At 59.8% G+C, this 15,105-nt stretch carries 12 protein-coding genes; 6 read left to right on the top strand and 6 right to left on the bottom strand.

Annotated elements, in window-relative coordinates; all coding sequences use genetic code 11:
• Window position 1: 1 nt before the first annotated feature.
• Window positions 2-646 carry an NUDIX hydrolase gene (locus tag AC2FLD_RS03375; RefSeq protein WP_496667483.1) on the top strand — a complete coding sequence of 215 codons (645 nt, stop codon included), beginning with the start codon at window positions 2-4 and terminating at the stop codon, window positions 644-646.
• Between the two features lie 3 nt (window positions 647-649).
• Here the strand turns inward: AC2FLD_RS03375 and AC2FLD_RS03370 are convergent, their stop codons facing one another.
• Both AC2FLD_RS03370 and AC2FLD_RS03365 read right to left on the bottom strand, forming a co-directional pair.
• On the bottom strand, window positions 650-1,726 hold the full coding sequence (locus AC2FLD_RS03370) for a T6SS phospholipase effector Tle1-like catalytic domain-containing protein (RefSeq protein ID WP_496667484.1): 1,077 nt from the start codon (window positions 1,724-1,726) through the stop codon (window positions 650-652).
• Window positions 1,704-3,995, bottom strand: coding sequence for a xanthine dehydrogenase family protein molybdopterin-binding subunit (locus AC2FLD_RS03365; protein WP_496667485.1), 2,292 nt, complete (start codon window positions 3,993-3,995; stop codon window positions 1,704-1,706). Before AC2FLD_RS03365 ends, AC2FLD_RS03370 begins: the two co-directional genes overlap by 23 nt.
• A gap of 211 nt (window positions 3,996-4,206) precedes the next feature.
• On the opposite strand from AC2FLD_RS03365, the gene AC2FLD_RS03360 reads away from it, so the two are divergent.
• The 4 genes from AC2FLD_RS03360 (at window position 4,207) to AC2FLD_RS03345 (ending at window position 9,979) form a co-directional block, all read left to right on the top strand.
• Window positions 4,207-5,058 carry a phytanoyl-CoA dioxygenase family protein gene (locus AC2FLD_RS03360; protein ID WP_496667486.1) on the top strand — a complete coding sequence of 284 codons (852 nt, stop codon included), beginning with the start codon at window positions 4,207-4,209 and terminating at the stop codon, window positions 5,056-5,058.
• A 94-nt stretch (window positions 5,059-5,152) separates the two neighbouring features.
• On the top strand, window positions 5,153-8,308 hold the full coding sequence (locus AC2FLD_RS03355) for a valine--tRNA ligase (RefSeq protein ID WP_496667487.1): 3,156 nt from the start codon (window positions 5,153-5,155) through the stop codon (window positions 8,306-8,308).
• 135 nt (window positions 8,309-8,443) lie between these two features.
• On the top strand, window positions 8,444-9,607 hold the full coding sequence (locus tag AC2FLD_RS03350) for a benzoate/H(+) symporter BenE family transporter (RefSeq protein WP_496667488.1): 1,164 nt from the start codon (window positions 8,444-8,446) through the stop codon (window positions 9,605-9,607).
• A 39-nt stretch (window positions 9,608-9,646) separates the two neighbouring features.
• Window positions 9,647-9,979, top strand: a complete 333-nt coding sequence (locus AC2FLD_RS03345; RefSeq protein ID WP_496667489.1) for a DnaJ family domain-containing protein — start codon at window positions 9,647-9,649, stop codon at window positions 9,977-9,979.
• On the opposite strand, the gene AC2FLD_RS03340 is transcribed toward AC2FLD_RS03345, so the two are convergent.
• The gene (locus AC2FLD_RS03340; protein ID WP_496667490.1) at window positions 9,980-10,762 is read right to left on the bottom strand and encodes a crotonase/enoyl-CoA hydratase family protein; all 783 of its coding nucleotides are present in this window, start codon (window positions 10,760-10,762) and stop codon (window positions 9,980-9,982) included. It abuts the gene before it with no gap.
• Between the two features lie 66 nt (window positions 10,763-10,828).
• Complete coding sequence (locus AC2FLD_RS03335; RefSeq protein ID WP_496667491.1) at window positions 10,829-11,899, bottom strand: SMP-30/gluconolactonase/LRE family protein; 1,071 nt, start codon at window positions 11,897-11,899, stop codon at window positions 10,829-10,831.
• A gap of 84 nt (window positions 11,900-11,983) precedes the next feature.
• On the opposite strand from AC2FLD_RS03335, the gene AC2FLD_RS03330 reads away from it, so the two are divergent.
• Window positions 11,984-13,099 (top strand): pyridoxal phosphate-dependent aminotransferase, encoded by a 1,116-nt coding sequence (locus tag AC2FLD_RS03330; RefSeq protein WP_496667492.1) that lies wholly within the window; start codon window positions 11,984-11,986, stop codon window positions 13,097-13,099.
• Window positions 13,100-13,227: 128 nt separating this feature from the next.
• Here the strand turns inward: AC2FLD_RS03330 and AC2FLD_RS03325 are convergent, their stop codons facing one another.
• On the bottom strand, window positions 13,228-14,418 hold the full coding sequence (locus AC2FLD_RS03325; RefSeq protein WP_496667493.1) for a pyridoxal-phosphate-dependent aminotransferase family protein: 1,191 nt from the start codon (window positions 14,416-14,418) through the stop codon (window positions 13,228-13,230).
• Between the two features lie 51 nt (window positions 14,419-14,469).
• Entirely contained in the window at window positions 14,470-15,102 is a 633-nt protein-coding gene (locus tag AC2FLD_RS03320) for a bifunctional 4-hydroxy-2-oxoglutarate aldolase/2-dehydro-3-deoxy-phosphogluconate aldolase (RefSeq protein WP_050603219.1), read from the bottom strand.
• Window positions 15,103-15,105 lie beyond the last annotated feature (3 nt).

Below are 15,105 nucleotides of genomic sequence, written 5' to 3'. Positions count from 1 at the left end.
CATGCGCCAGGATCCGACAGCGATAGAGGATACCTGGCTAGCCCGGGCAAAACGCCTGCTGGCGCTGGCCGAAACCGGCCAGCATTTCACCAAGGATCCGTTTGACCGCGAACGCTATGACGAGATCGCAACCATGGCTCGTGCCATTCTGGCAGATCTGGGTCAGGTTCCAATTTCGCGGATCGAAGGACTGGTTTCGGAACATGCGGGCGGCTATGCCACGCCCAGTATCGATATTCGCGCCGCAGTGATCCGGAACGGTCGCATCCTTTTGGTGCGAGAGCGCAGTGACGGGCGCTGGTCGATGCCCGGCGGGTTCGCGGATATCGGTAGCTCTCCGGCGGAAAACATCGAACGTGAGGTCTGGGAAGAGGCCGGTCTTCGGGTTCGGGCGCGACGCTTGTATGCCTTGCGCCACAAGGCGCGGCACCCCTATCCAGCGGATGCGCGGGATTTCTATAAGCTGTTCTTTTTGTGCGATGAAATTGGCGGAAGCGATCCACAGGCCGGTACCGAGACCAGCGAGGTTGGCTTCTTCCAAATACACGCGCTGCCAGAATTGTCGCTCGTACGAAATCTCAAGCGAGACGTGGTAGAAGCGTTTGAAGCGTTTTCCGCCGATCCCAGTGTAACTTCCTTCGACTAAGATCTACTGCGCCGGATGCGACGGCAAGTTCGGCATCGCGACCCAACCGGGCAGTTCCTCTGGTGATACCGAGACATGTAGGCGCTCTGACTGATCCCGTCCGACCTTGCGGTGTTTGCGCAGCAGGAAAATCTTGCCCCAGCCGCGCCATGTGCCAACCGACCGGGCATGTGTATCTATGGGAAAGCGGTCGCGCCAGCCTTCGGGCAACGGCAATCCGTGCATCTCCGCCTTGTCCAACATCCAGATCAGGGAAATGTTGCTGAGCGGTCGCGCCTCTTCAAAGCCGTTCAACTGCCCGCCGATGTCACCGTGGGTGCCTCGAAACCAGACCTGTTCCACATGACCTTTGAACTCGGGCGTGCATTTCCACAGCACCGGGTCGAAAACCTCACGCGTCTCGTCCAATGCCATGGCGTGATAGCCGTGGCGGGTCGAAGGGCCCAGTTGATGGCTGTGAAAGGCGTGGCGTTCCTCGGCCCAGCGCCAGAGCAGCGGCAGCCGCAGGCCCAACGCCTTGACAGTGTCCCAGACGCCGATCATTTCGATCTCAACCCCTTCATGACAGAACTTCCGTCGGAAATCGCGCGCGGCGGTGCCGCTGGGATTGCATTCATAGTGGCGATAGGCTTGCTGAATGTTGCGCTCGGTCGCGTGCTCGGCCTTGAGCAGACCGATCATATCGATCACCCCTGCCAGACTGCGTACGCCGTAAGCCCCGCGTGAGTAGCCGATGAAATAGATCCGGTCCCCAGGCTTGTAGCGTGAGGCCAGATAGCCATAGGCACGACGAATTTGGCGGTTGATACCCCGGCCCATCATCACATCCAGCGAGGATTTCCAGTTTTCCCACTGCACGCCCGCCTCATAAAACACCGAAACTTTGCTGCCCATCTCGCAACACAGGCGCAAGGTTTGCCCGGCATGTGTCTCGAACCCCGGTTCGAGCGTCGACATTGTGCCGTCCAGGATGATGACATGGCTGAGCGGTTCGCGGTGGAGCACCTCGGCAGAATGTTCGGACCGCAAGGGCCGTCCAAGCCATCCCAGAACCTTTCTACTCAGCTGCGACAGTTTCATGTGTCAGCAATTCCCATACTCTTTGAGGTGTGAAAGGCATATCCGCCTGTCGCACCCCATGATCCCAGAGCGCATCCTGAACCGCGTTTGCCACTGCAGCCAGCGCGCCCACTGTGCCGGCTTCGCCGCACCCTTTCATCCCCATCGGGTTTGAGGTTGACGGAACCGGCGCCGAGGTAAACTCAATCATGGGTATGTCCGCTGCACGGGGCAAGGCGTAATCCATAAACGAAGCCGTGAGCAGTTGCCCATGTGCATCGTGCACAACATGTTCGCTCAGGGCCTGTCCGATTCCTTGAACCACCCCGCCATGCACTTGCCCTTCGGCAAGCATTGGATTGATAAGGTTACCAAAATCGTCAACGACCGTATAACGGTCAACCCATGTCTCGCCGGTGTAAGAATCGATCACGACTTCGGCAACATGCGCGCCGTTCGGATAGCTGCGCGCATCCAGGTTGGCGCGGGCCTCATGTTGCAGCAGATCCAAACGCCCGTCGGCGCGGGCCATTTCGGCGGCTTCGGTCAGCGTCGGCGTCAGGTTGGACCCCGGCACGCGGAATGTCTCGTGGTCAAAACTTACATCACTTTCCTCGACCCCTATCTTATCGGCAAGATAAGGCGTGAATGCGGCGATTATCTTGTCAACGGTGGCGAGCGTGGCGGTGCTTTGCACCGTAACCGAACGCGACCCACCGGTGCCGCCACCATGGCCGAGCCGGTCAGTATCGCCCTGAATGACAGTGATCTGATTCATGGGAATTCCGGTCTGGTCGGACAGGAATTGGGCATAAACCGTCTCATGCCCCTGCCCGTTCGATTGTGTTCCGACGTACAGGTTCACGGTGCCATCCTCGCAAAACTCGACCTTCGAGTTTTCGGAAGGGTCCCCTAAAATGCTTTCGATATAGTAACAGAGGCCCTGCCCGCGTATCAGCCCCCGTTCGGCATCCGCAGCCTTGCGGGTTTCAAACCCGATGGTCTGGTCAGCCGCGCGGTTGAGGACCATGTCGAAGTCACCAACATCATAGGTTTCACCCGTGGAAGAGGTGTAAGGGAAATCGCCGGGGCGGATAAAATTCTTGCGCCGAAGCTCCCACGGGTCAACACCCAGTTCGCGCGCTGCACGGTCCATCACGCGTTCCAGAACATAGATCGCCTCGGGCCGCCCAGCCCCACGATAGGCATCGACCTGCGTTGTGTTGGTATAGAAACCCTCGGCCCGCAGATAGGTGGTTTGCACGTCATACACACCCATCAGCACTTTGCTGAACAGGCTTGTCTGAATCGCTTGCCCAAAATGGCTGTTATGGGCGCCAAGGTTCACCTTGCTGTGGACCCGGTAGGCGGTGATCCTGTAATCGGCGTCAAAGGCCAGTTCGGCCAGCGAAGTCAGATCGCGGCCATGGTGATCGGACAGCATCGCCTCGGACCGGTCTGACATCCAGTGAACCGGTTGGCCCAGCTTCATCGCGGCGACGGCGACGCAGTAGTATTCTGGATAGGGCATCACTTTCATGCCAAACCCGCCACCCACATCCGGGGTGGTGACACGGATGTCTTCTGCCTCGAGTTTCAGCTTCTGCGCCAATTGCGCCTTCATCGCCCAGACGCCTTGCCCGCCATACGAGAAATGCAGACGCCCCTCGGCCCAGTTTGCCTGACAGCCGCGTGGTTCCAGCGAGCTGATGATGACCCGGTTGTCCTGCACGTTTAGCGACACCGTATGGGCGGCAGACTGAAAGGCAGCTTCGGTGCCGGTTTCGTCGCCCAACCCCCAGTCAAAAGCACGGTTATCGGGCGCTTCCGCGTGCAATGTCTCACCACCCGCCTCCACGTCCAGCTTTGCAGGGCGCTCTTCCGTGTCCATCCAGATCAACTCAACCGCGTCCAGCGCCTGTACAGGTGTGTCCGCGATGACCACCGCCACCGGTTCACCCACAAACCGCACACGGTCCTTGGCCAGCATGTGCCGATCCGGGGCCGCCGCCTTGGATCCATCGCGGTTCTGCAGAACGGCGGCACTCAGCACGGTATCGATCCCCGTTGCCGCCAGATCATCCAGTGTCATGACCAGTCGCACACCGTCAGCCGCCCGTGCGGCCTCAAGATCCAACGCTGTGAGGTCCCCATGGGCCACCGGGCTGCGGAAGAAGGCAGCAAACAGAGCGTTCGAGGGCACCACATCATCCATGTAACGCCCCTGCCCGGTCAAAAACCGTTGATCTTCGGTCCGTTTGACCGGCTGGCTTTTACCGAACTTTTCCATGGGATGCTCCTGTCGTTGCCTCGAAGGCGACACTAGCCCTACGCCCAATTATGTCCAGCGCCGTAAACAATGGCGTGTGCGACAACTGTGTCGCAAACGGAATTGCGGGACCCGGAACGGGATTCGTAAGCTGGCCCATAACAAAGCCTGTGGGAGATTATTTACGCCCAAGCCTGTCACACTGACACAGGGCCGTCTGGACGCCCAAACGGTGGAAGCCTACTGGCAGGACGGGTTCGCCTTTCCCATCACTGTCTTTTCACCGGAGGAAACAGAACAGTTCCGTGCCGAACTGGAAGAGATCGAAGACACATGGCGCGAAACCGACCTGCCTTTGCCCTTGACCATCTACAAGCGCCTGAACGCCCATGTGGTGATGCCCCTGGTGTCGCGCATCGCATTGGACCCAAGGGTTCTGGACGTTGTCGAAGGCGTTCTGGGACCGGACCTGCTGTTGTGGTCTGCGGAATTGTTCATCAAAGAGCCGCGCACGACACAGGTGGTCGGCATGCATCAGGATCTGACCTATTGGGGCATGGGTGAAACACCTGATCAGGTGACCGCCTGGATCGCACTATCCCCCGCAACGGTTACCAGTGGATGCGTGGATTTCGTCAAAGGCAGCCACAAGAACCCGATCCTGCCGCATAATGACACGTTTTCGGACAATAACCTGCTGTCGCGCGGGCAGGAGGTCGCCGTCGATGTGGCAGACGAGGACAAGACGCATATCGAATTGCAGCCGGGGCAAATGTCGCTGCACCATGGCTTGACGATCCATGGTTCGGGGCCCAACACCTCGGATGACCGACGGATCGGTCTTGCGATCCGGTACCTGAACCCAAACGCCCAGCAAAAAGTGGCTGACCGCGACTATGCCGTTTTGGCACGGGGCGAAGATCGGGTGGGGAATTTCATCCATTTCGATACGCCAACAGAGTTGTTTTCGACGCCAGCGCTGGAGCTTCACGCCCGTATCCAAGAGGATCAGACCAAGGCGATGGCGCAGGGCGCAGCGCAAACCACACGCCTGTACAAAGCCGAGGCGTCCGGCACGCCGTGAATCCGGTAAGAGTCACCGCGCAGACCCTTCCCCTTTTGCCATCCTTTCGCTATTGCAATCGCTGACCCGAATTTGTTGACGCAGGACGCATCCAATGGCGATGGAAAAGACATTCAACGCGGCCGAGGCCGAGGCCCGCATTTATGAGGCCTGGGAACAGGCCGGAGCCTTCAAGGCAGGCGCGAACCGCTCGCGCGACGAAAGCTTTACCATCATGATCCCGCCGCCCAACGTAACGGGGGCTTTGCACGTTGGCCATGCCTTCAACAACACACTTCAGGATATTCTGATCCGCTGGCACCGGATGCGCGGCTTTGACACGCTGTGGCAGCCCGGTCAGGACCACGCCGGTATCGCGACGCAGATGCAGGTGGAAAAGTTGCTGGCTGCCACCCAGCAACCCGGTCGGCGCGAACTGGGCCGTGAGAAGTTCCTTGAGAAAGTCTGGGAATGGAAGGGCGAATACGGCGGCACGATCATCGAACAGCTGAAACGTCTGGGCTCATCCTGCGACTGGTCGCGCAACGCCTTCACCATGGCCGGTGCGACGGGTGATCCGCGTACGGGGCATGAGAACTCGGCCAATTTCCACGATGCGGTGATCAAAGTCTTCGTCGATATGTACGAAAAAGGCCTGATCTATCGCGGCAAGCGTCTGGTCAACTGGGACCCGCAATTTGAGACCGCGATCTCGGATCTTGAGGTCGAGAACATCGAAGTCGCGGGTCACATGTGGCACTTCAAATACCCGCTGGCAGGTGGTGAAACCTATACCTATGTCGAGAAGGACGAGGACGGGAATATCGTGCTGGAGGAAGAGCGCGATTACATCTCAATCGCCACGACCCGCCCGGAAACCATGCTGGGTGATGGTGCGGTTGCGGTTCATCCGTCGGATGAGCGTTACGCGCCAATCGTCGGTAAACTCTGCGAAATCCCGGTTGGGCCGAAAGAGCATCGCCGTCAGATCCCGATTATCACCGATGACTATCCCGATCCCGATTTCGGCTCGGGCGCAGTGAAGATCACCGGGGCGCATGATTTCAACGACAACATGGTGGCTAAACGCGGCGGCATTCCGATGTACCGCCTGATGGACACCAAGGGTGCCATGCGGGCTGATGGTGCGCCTTATGCCCAAGAGGCGGGCAAGGCACAGGAATACGCCCGTGGGCGTGAATTCACTGAGAACGAGATCGACGCGATCAACCTTGTCCCCGATCACTTGCGCGGGCTCGACCGGTTCGAGGCCCGGGCGAAGGTGGTGGAAGAGATCACCGCCGATGGTTTGGCCGTGATGACCCGCGCCGACGATCCAGTTCTGGGCACCAAGCTGGGCGAGGATGATGATCCCACAGCGCTGGTACCGCTGGTCGAGAGCAAACCGATCATGCAGCCTTTTGGCGACCGCTCGAAAGTTGTGATCGAGCCTATGTTCACCGACCAATGGTTCGTGGATGCCGAAAAAGTCGTCGGCCCCGCGCTGGATGCGGTCAAAGACGGCACGGTCAAGATCATCCCCGAGTCGGGTGAGAAGACCTATTACCACTGGCTGGAAAACATCGAGCCCTGGTGCATCTCGCGCCAGCTGTGGTGGGGGCATCAGATTCCGGTTTGGTATGGGCTAGACCTGTCTGCCGATGACTTCATCGACGACGAGAGTGACGGCGACCTTGATCTGGTCGAGATGGGCCGTTTGCTGAATGAAGGCGGCATGCTGCACCGTGGCAATGTCATGGAATGTGCAGCGAGCCTTGAGGCCGTTACCGAAAAATTTCTCGACGATAATGCCAACATTCCCAGCCCACTGAGCCACGCGACGGTCATCGAAGTCGCCGACAAGCAGGAAGCGATTCATCAATTCGCTGAAAGCCTTGCTCAGTACGCAGTTGAACAAGACCCGACCAAGCTGGTCTACCCGGTTTGGCGCGACCCCGATGTCCTCGACACCTGGTTCTCCTCCGGTCTCTGGCCCATCGGTACGCTGGGCTGGCCCGAGCAAACCGAGGAGTTGGAACGCTACTTCCCCACGGACGTTCTGATCACCGGGTTCGACATCCTGTTCTTCTGGGTTGCCCGGATGATGATGATGCAACTGGCTGTGGTCGATCAGATCCCGTTTCACACCGTCTACCTGCACCAGCTTGTCCGGGACGAGAAGGGCAAGAAGATGTCCAAGACCACCGGCAACGTCATCGACCCGCTTGAAATTGTCGACGAATTCGGCGCCGACGCGCTGCGGTTCACCAATGCTTCGATGGCGGCGATTGGTGGTGTGCTGAAACTGTCCCGCGAACGCATCACCGGCTATCGCAACTTCGGCACCAAGCTGTGGAATGCCGTCCGTTTTGCCGAGATGAACGAGGTCTTCACCGATGCCGTTCCGCAATTGGACGTGGCCGACCTGACACCCAAGGCCGCCGTGAACCGCTGGATCATCGGCGAAACCGCCCGCGTGCGGGAAGAAGTCGACGCGGCGCTGGAAAGCTATCGCTTCAACGACGCGGCCAACGGGCTGTATGCCTTTGTCTGGGGCAAGGTCTGCGACTGGTACGTGGAACTGTCGAAACCCCTGCTGCAGGGCGATGACGCCGAAGCACAGGCTGAGACCCGCGCCACCATGCGCTGGGTTCTGGATCAGTGCATGGTCCTGTTGCACCCGATCATGCCCTTTGTCACCGAAGAGCTGTGGGGCCTGACCGGCAATCGTGCAAAGATGGTCGTCCACGCCGACTGGCCGACCTACGCCGCCGCTGAACTGATCGACGCGGATGCGGATCGTGAGATGAACTGGGTGATCTCAGTAATCGAAAACACACGCTCGGCCCGCGCCCAGATGCGCGTTCCGGCCGGTCTTTACGTACCGATGCTGGTGACCGAAATCGATACAAACGGTCAAGCGGCCTGGGATCGCAACGAAGCGCTGATCAAACGTCTGGCGCGGATCGACAGCCTGACCAAGGCGGACGAACTGCCCAAAGGTACCATCTCAATCGCCGCCCCCGGCGCCTCTTTCGGCCTGCCGCTAGCCGATATCATCGATATCGGTGCCGAAAAGGAACGGCTTGAAAAAGCCAAAGGCAAGCTTGCCAAAGAGCTCGGCGGTCTGCGTGGCCGTCTGAACAACCCCAAATTCGTGGCCTCGGCCCCGGAAGAGGTTGTCGCCGAAGCCAAGGCCAACCTCGCCGCCCGCGAAGAAGAAGAGGCCAAACTGAACGAGGCGCTCGCCCGTCTTGCCGAAATCGCCTGATCTTCATCTTTTTCCAAATACTCAATTTCCGAACCCCGCCGCTGATCCGGCGGGGTTTTCTTTTATCCGCAAAGCGCTTGCCCGTCCCTGCCCCCGCTTGTTAGCAATCGGCAATCGCAACCGTCCGAGGTCGGCATGACACACACAGCCCCACCGTTCCAGACAATCTCCACCGGGCTGGTTGTTGCCATTGTCGGGTTCTTCAGTTCCTTTCCCATCGTGCTGCAGGGCGTGGCCGCAATGGGCGCATCCCCAGCGCAGGCGGCGTCTGGTTTGATGATGGCCGCCATTGCCATGGGCCTGACCGCCATCGCGCTTAGCCTATGGTATCGTCAGCCGATCAGCGTGGCCTGGTCTACACCGGGTGCGGCGCTGCTGGCGGTGTCTGCCACGCCGGCCCTCGGGTTCGCCGAGGCAACGGGTGCATTCCTTTGTGCAGGGGCGTTGACCGTATTGGCGGGGCTCTGGCGGCCCTTGGGACGGTTGGCTGCGGCGATACCCACAACGCTGGCGCAGGCGATGCTGGGCGGCGTGTTGCTGCCGCTCTGCATCTTGCCCTTTCAGGCTGCGGTTGAACTGCCGTGGCAATCCTTGCCTGTGATTCTAACATGGTTCCTCGCAGGCCGGATCAATCGTCTGTTCGCCGTACCAGCAGCGGTAATTGCTGCGGCTGTCGTCGTGGTATTGAACGCGGGGGATGCGTCGCTGACGCCGACGCAGTGGATCGCGGCCCCGGTCTGGACCACACCCAAATTCTCAGTGGCTTCAGTCATCGGAATCGCCGTTCCGCTGTTCATTGTCACAATGGCCACGCAGAACATCCCCGGCATCGCGGTGATCCGCAGCTTTGGCTATGCGCCGCAGACAGGCAAGCTGTTCTCGGCGGTCGGCATTTCCAGCATCCTGTCCTCACCGTTTGGGGCGCCCGCCACCTGCCTTGCCGCGATCACCGCAGCGATGTGTTCGAATGAAGACAGCCATCCAGACCCCGCACTGCGCTATTGGTCTGCCGTGATGGGGGGCGTGTTCTATTGCCTGTTCGGGGTGTTCGCCGTGGCCATCACCGGGTTCGCCATTCATGCTGACCCTATGCTGATGGGCACGCTGACCGGTATTGCCTTGATCGGCGTAATGGCCAATGCCACCTCAGCCGCGCTGGAGGTTCCTGCTGAACGTGAAGCGGCCATCCTGACCTTTGCCATCACAGCCTCGGGCATCACAGCGTTTGGTCTGGGCGCGGCGGTCTGGGGTCTGCTGGCGGGCGGGATTGCCTATCTGGTGTCGCAACGGGTCAGATAGGCAGTTTTGTTGGTGCCGCAGATCGCTTAGAATACGCCCATGCTTGGGAAACTGGGGAAACTGGTCGAACGCCAGATCAAGAAGGCTCAGGCCGAAGGTCAATTGCAGGGTTTGGACGGCGAAGGCCAACAGCTGCCCGACCGGTCATCAGAAGCCATGAGTGACCCGGCCATCGCCGCCGGTCATCGGATCATGGCGCAGGCTGGAGTATTGCCGGAAGAGTTCGACATCAAGAAACAGCTCGATGCAGCGCGACAAAACTATGCGACCTTGACGGACCCTGCCGAGCGAAAAGCCGCAATGGCCCATATCGCCGATCTGGAAATGCGTTACAACATGGCCCGCGATGCGAGGCGGGCCTTTATGCGCTGATCATTTGAACTCGGGCTTGCGGCCCTGCATCCGCGCCATCACCACTTCCATCTGGTCGGGCTTGCCGATCAGTTCCACCTGCTCAGCCGATTCCGCCATCAGTACGTCGGCGCGGCCCTGAGATTCGGCTATTTCGATCAGACGTTTGGCGGCACGAATGGCCGAAGGGCTTTGACCGGTGATGTTTTCAGCAATAGCCAAAGCTTCGGTCAAAGGGTCATCAGAAAGCTGCGTAACAAGACCCCAGTCAGCTGCCTGAAGCGCACCGATAGGGCGTGCCGTATAGGTCAGAAGGCGCAGCACGTCCGAACGGACCAGCCGGGGCAGCAGAACCATACCGCCCATATCTGGGATGATGCCCCATTTCATTTCCATCACGGCCAGTTTCGCTTCGGGATGAGCAACGCGAATATCCGCGCCCAGCGCGATTTGCAGGCCACCACCATAGGCCATGCCCTGAATGGCGCAGATCACCGGAACCGGGACGCGGCGCCAAATCAGGGCCAGTTCCTGCATCTCATTGGCGTCCTCATGACTGCGGGTCATCAGCCATTCCGTGGGGTCCATATGAGCCATCTTGGCAAAGCTTGCCATGTCGAGGCCGGCGCAAAAGCTTTTGCCCTCACCGGAAAGAACCACAGCGCGGGCATCCGAGGCCGCGACCTCTTGCCCCGCGGACAGCAGCGCCTTGATCATTGCGTCATCCAGTGCGTTCATCTTGTCGCCACGGGTCAGGGTGACATGGGCAACATGGTCTTTGTAGGTGACAGATACGCGTGACATGGGGGACCTCCCGAAATTCAATTGCCCCAACAATGCCCGGCCCGGCGGCCGAATACCACTGCGACGTCAGGGCAAATCGCTGACGGGCATCCGCCCGAACCACGGGGAATCGAGGGTCATGACATAGAACTGATCGCCTACGACCTTGCCCCCGGTTGTGATACCTAAACGGCCCTGCGGGTCTTGCAGCGTGCGCAAGATGCGACCTTCACCGTCGAACTGCACCATCATGCCACGATGGATAGGTGCAGGGCGGACGGCCGGACCGAGCCGCCAGATCACCTTGCGCAAAAGCGGGTATGGCATCAGCGCCTCTGACGGTACGCGTGGGCTGGCAAACGCCATCCAATAGGTGCCATCGCCCTGCGCCTCGATGTTATCGGGATACCCTGGCAGGTTATCCATCAGAACGTCTTGCTGCCCGGCCCTGGGACCGCTCAGCCACAACTTGTGCACCCGTGCGCGACCCGTTTCTGCGATCAGCAAAAAGTCTTCATCCGGGGAAAGGGCAACGCCATTGGTGTACACAAACCCTTCGGCGATCTTCTGGGTGGTGCCGTCGGGTGTGTGGTGCGCGACATAGCCGGTGTCGGACTGCTCCCAAATGGTCAAGACCGAGGTTGGCTTGGTTCCACCCATTGTTTCGGGATCAAAACGGTCAGAGGAGTTCGAGAAATAGATCGTGCCATCCTGTGCCACATCCAATTGGTTGGCATAGATCACCGGCACTCCGTTGATGTCAGCTACCACTGTTTCCAACGTGCCTGGCCCTGTCCAGCGCATCACGCCGCGAAAGCTGTCAGCGATGTAAAGCGCGCCGTCAGGCCCGGCCTTAAGACCCAGAGGACGTCTGCCCAAACGGTCGACCTCAACGGGTTCTTCTCCGTCGATGCGATAGAGGACACCTGTCAGGCTGGTTGTGTACACCGTTCCATCGGGCATCACGGCGATATCTTCGGGGCCAATCTCTTCCCCTGGAAGGCGGATAAGCTGTGCGGCATCCAGTGCCGTGTTTTCCGAGAAATCCCCTGTAAACCCAGCATCTTCCGGCATTTCAACAGCGACGGGCGTAACCGGGACGGGCCAGAACAAAAGATAGGCGAGGCCCAAGAGAATAACAGCGAAGAGAATGCGCATCTGTGATCCTTTATTCAAAATCTTTTCCAGCGTGCCGGATGCCGCACGCTTGCTCAATGTTCGGGCTTGGGGTTATCTGCGCACATGACCGGACCTCGATACACCCTGCTTGCCCAATCCCTGCCCGCCACCGTGCCCTTTGTCGGCCCCGAAACGCAAGAGCGGCAGCGCGGTGCGCCGTTTGTTGCGCGTCTGGGTGCGAATGAAAGCGTGTTTGGCCCCTCACCACGGGCCATCGAGGCCATGACGCAGGCTGCATCTGAAATCTGGATGTATGGCGATCCCGAAAACCATGACTTGCGCAACGCTGTGGCAGACCATCATGGGGTGACGCCAGAGAATATCGTTGTGGGCGAAGGGATTGACGGGCTTCTGGGTTATCTGGTGCGTCTGCTTATCGGTCCTGGAGATGCCGTGGTGACATCGGACGGAGCCTATCCAACCTTCAACTATCATGTGGCCGGGTTCGGAGGTGATCTGCACAAGGTGCTTTATTCCGGCGATCACGAAGACCCGGCAGCGTTGTTTGCAAAGGCGGCCGAGGTCAGCGCCAAGCTGGTTTATCTGGCAAACCCGGACAACCCGATGGGCAGCTGGCATTCGGGTGCCGATATCGTAGAGGCGATGGAAGCCTTGCCGGAAGGTTGCCTGCTGGTTCTGGATGAGGCTTACGTGGAATGTGCGCCCGAGGGGACGGCGGCCCCCGTCAGCGTGGATGATCCCCGCGTGATCCGAATGCGGACGTTTTCCAAGGCCTACGGCATGGCCGGCGCGCGCGTTGGTTATGCAATGGGTGCGCCCGAACTGATCGCGGCCTTCAACAAAGTGCGCAACCATTTCGGCATGAACCGTGCGTCGCAAGCCGGGGCTTTGGCGGCTTTGCAGGACGGCGCGTGGCTGGAGCACATTCAGGCACAAATCGCAGAGGCGCGTGAGCGGATCGTCGCGATCGTCCGCGAGAACGGGTTGGAACCCCTGCCTTCGGCCACCAATTTCGTGGCGATTGACTGTGGGCAGGACGGGGTGTTTGCGAAGGCCGTGCTGGATGCATTGGTCGCGCAAGGGGTATTTGTTCGGATGCCGTTTGCGGCTCCGCAGAACAGGTGCATTCGGGTAAGCTGCGGTGGCGAGTCCGATCTGGAGGCTTTTGCGACAGCTTTGCCCAAGGCGCTTGCAGAAGCGCGGGCATGGACAGACTGATCTTTTTTCCTTTGGGTTAGGAAGTATAGGGGGGCTGTCTGCCCCCCATCGCGCCACAGCGCGATTCCCCCCGAGGATATTTCCAGCCAGATGAAGAGGCGGATCGGATCCAGCGCGCAAGTGTTGTGTCAGGTGGCCAGCACGGCGGCAGCGGCCTCGAGGGCCCCCTTGCCACGTGGAATACCAAGTGCGGCCATGCCCGTTTCCATACCGCCCAGAATGGCCATCACCATCTGCCCGTTGATGTGGCCCATATGGCCGAGGCGGAAACAGCCGTCATAGTCTTCCATCCCCAACCCAATGCCCAGTGTCAGGCCCAGCTGGGTTTCGGTGTATGAGCGTAAGGCCGTTCCGCGTCCATCGGTCAGACGCAGAGCGGTTACCGCGTGACTGCGGTGGGCGCGGTCAGCGACGTTCATTTGCAGCGCGCCTTCTTCGGCCCATGTCTCACACGCCGCCCAAATGGCCTTGGCCAGCTGTTTGTGGCGGGTCCAGACCTGTTCTATCCCTTCCGAGTGGATCAGGTCCAGTGAAGCGCGCAAGCCGTAGAGATGATGTGTCGGCGCAGTGCCGTTGAAATACTGGTAGAACAAGTCAGGATTGGCGCGCGGCTGCCAGTCCCAGTATTGCGAAACACGCGGCATGGTGGCTCGTTTGGCTTGCGCTTTTTCGTTGTAGAAAACAAAGCCGACCCCCGCCGGGACCATCAGACCTTTCTGACAGGCGGTGACCATAACATCGACACCCCATTCATCCATCTCGAACCGGTCGCAGCCCAGCGAAGCGATACAGTCTGCCATCAACAGTGCGGGGTGTTCCAGATCGTCCAGAAGCTTGCGAAGCGCCGGGATGTCGTTGAGGATTGAACTGGAGGTATCCACATGCACCGCCAGAACGGCCTTGATCTGGCGCTTCTCATCAGCGCGCAACGCGTCTGCGATCCGGTCGAAATCCCAAGCTGAGGATGTTCCGAAGTCGATCAGCTGCACCTTTGCCCCGATCCCTTCGGCCATTTCTGCCCAGCCATGGGTGAACCGACCCGAAGCAGGGGCCAGAACGGTTTCGCCGGGCGCGATGACGTTGGACAGCGCCGCTTCCCATGTGCCGTGACCATTGGCGATATAGATGGCTACGTTGTGCTGTGTTCCAGCAACCCGACGCAGATCATTGGTCAGGGCAGGCATCATATCGATCAGTTCCCCATCATAGATATTGGGCGACGGGCGATGCATGGCCTGCAGAACCGCGTCCGGCATGACCGAAGGACCGGGGATGGCCAAATATGTCCGCCCCTGGGAAAGGGAAACTGTCTGTGTCATGGGGTCAACCTGTATGAGTTGACGCCCACATTACCGAGAGGCCGCACGGCGTCAATCCGCCAGCTTCGACGCCTCGTGCGCGAGTGTTTCAATCCCGGCCCAATCGCTGGCTTCGACCATTTGCTTCGGCGCGACCCAGCTGCCGCCAGCACAAATCACATTGGATAACGACAGGTAATCACGAGCGTTTGTGGGCGACACTCCTCCTGTGGGGCAGAAACTGATTTGCGGCAGGGGTGCACCGATAGCTTTGAGCGCAGGAGCGCCGCCCGAGGCCTCGGCGGGGAAGAATTTCAGCATGTCATAGCCTTTTTCCAACAGGGCCATCGCTTCGCTTGCCGTGGCGGCACCGGGCAGCAGCGGAAGGCCCTCGGCCTCGCACGCTGCAATCAATGCGTCGGTTGCGCCCGGAGAGACACCAAATTGGGCGCCCGCTTCTTTGGCGGCACGGACGTCTTCGGGCGTCACCAGCGTGCCTGCGCCGACCACGCCACCGGGCACCTCGGCCATGGCACGGATGGCTTCCAGAGCAGCCGGTGTGCGCAAGGTGACTTCCAGCGCCGGCAGACCACCAGCCACCAGCGCCTCGGCCAACGGGCGCGCCTGCGCCGCATCATCAATGACCAATACTGGAACGATGGGCGCCAGAGCGCAGATTTCGCGGGTGCGTTGGGTTTTCGTCATCAC

This window comes from Ruegeria sp. CDSA021, assembly GCF_059612325.1.
This window is presented reverse-complemented; position numbering and strand designations above follow the sequence as displayed.

Coding starts and splice junctions, on each gene's coding strand:
- AC2FLD_RS03375 (WP_496667483.1), top strand. CDS start 2: ATGCGCCAGGATCCGACAGCGATAGAGGATACCTGGCTAGCCCGGGCA.
- AC2FLD_RS03370 (WP_496667484.1), bottom strand. CDS start 1,726: ATGAAACTGTCGCAGCTGAGTAGAAAGGTTCTGGGATGGCTTGGACGG.
- AC2FLD_RS03365 (WP_496667485.1), bottom strand. CDS start 3,995: ATGGAAAAGTTCGGTAAAAGCCAGCCGGTCAAACGGACCGAAGATCAA.
- AC2FLD_RS03355 (WP_496667487.1), top strand. CDS start 5,153: ATGGCGATGGAAAAGACATTCAACGCGGCCGAGGCCGAGGCCCGCATT.
- AC2FLD_RS03350 (WP_496667488.1), top strand. CDS start 8,444: ATGACACACACAGCCCCACCGTTCCAGACAATCTCCACCGGGCTGGTT.
- AC2FLD_RS03345 (WP_496667489.1), top strand. CDS start 9,647: ATGCTTGGGAAACTGGGGAAACTGGTCGAACGCCAGATCAAGAAGGCT.
- AC2FLD_RS03340 (WP_496667490.1), bottom strand. CDS start 10,762: ATGTCACGCGTATCTGTCACCTACAAAGACCATGTTGCCCATGTCACC.
- AC2FLD_RS03335 (WP_496667491.1), bottom strand. CDS start 11,899: ATGCGCATTCTCTTCGCTGTTATTCTCTTGGGCCTCGCCTATCTTTTG.
- AC2FLD_RS03330 (WP_496667492.1), top strand. CDS start 11,984: ATGACCGGACCTCGATACACCCTGCTTGCCCAATCCCTGCCCGCCACC.
- AC2FLD_RS03325 (WP_496667493.1), bottom strand. CDS start 14,418: ATGACACAGACAGTTTCCCTTTCCCAGGGGCGGACATATTTGGCCATC.
- AC2FLD_RS03320 (WP_050603219.1), bottom strand. CDS start 15,102: ATGACGAAAACCCAACGCACCCGCGAAATCTGCGCTCTGGCGCCCATC.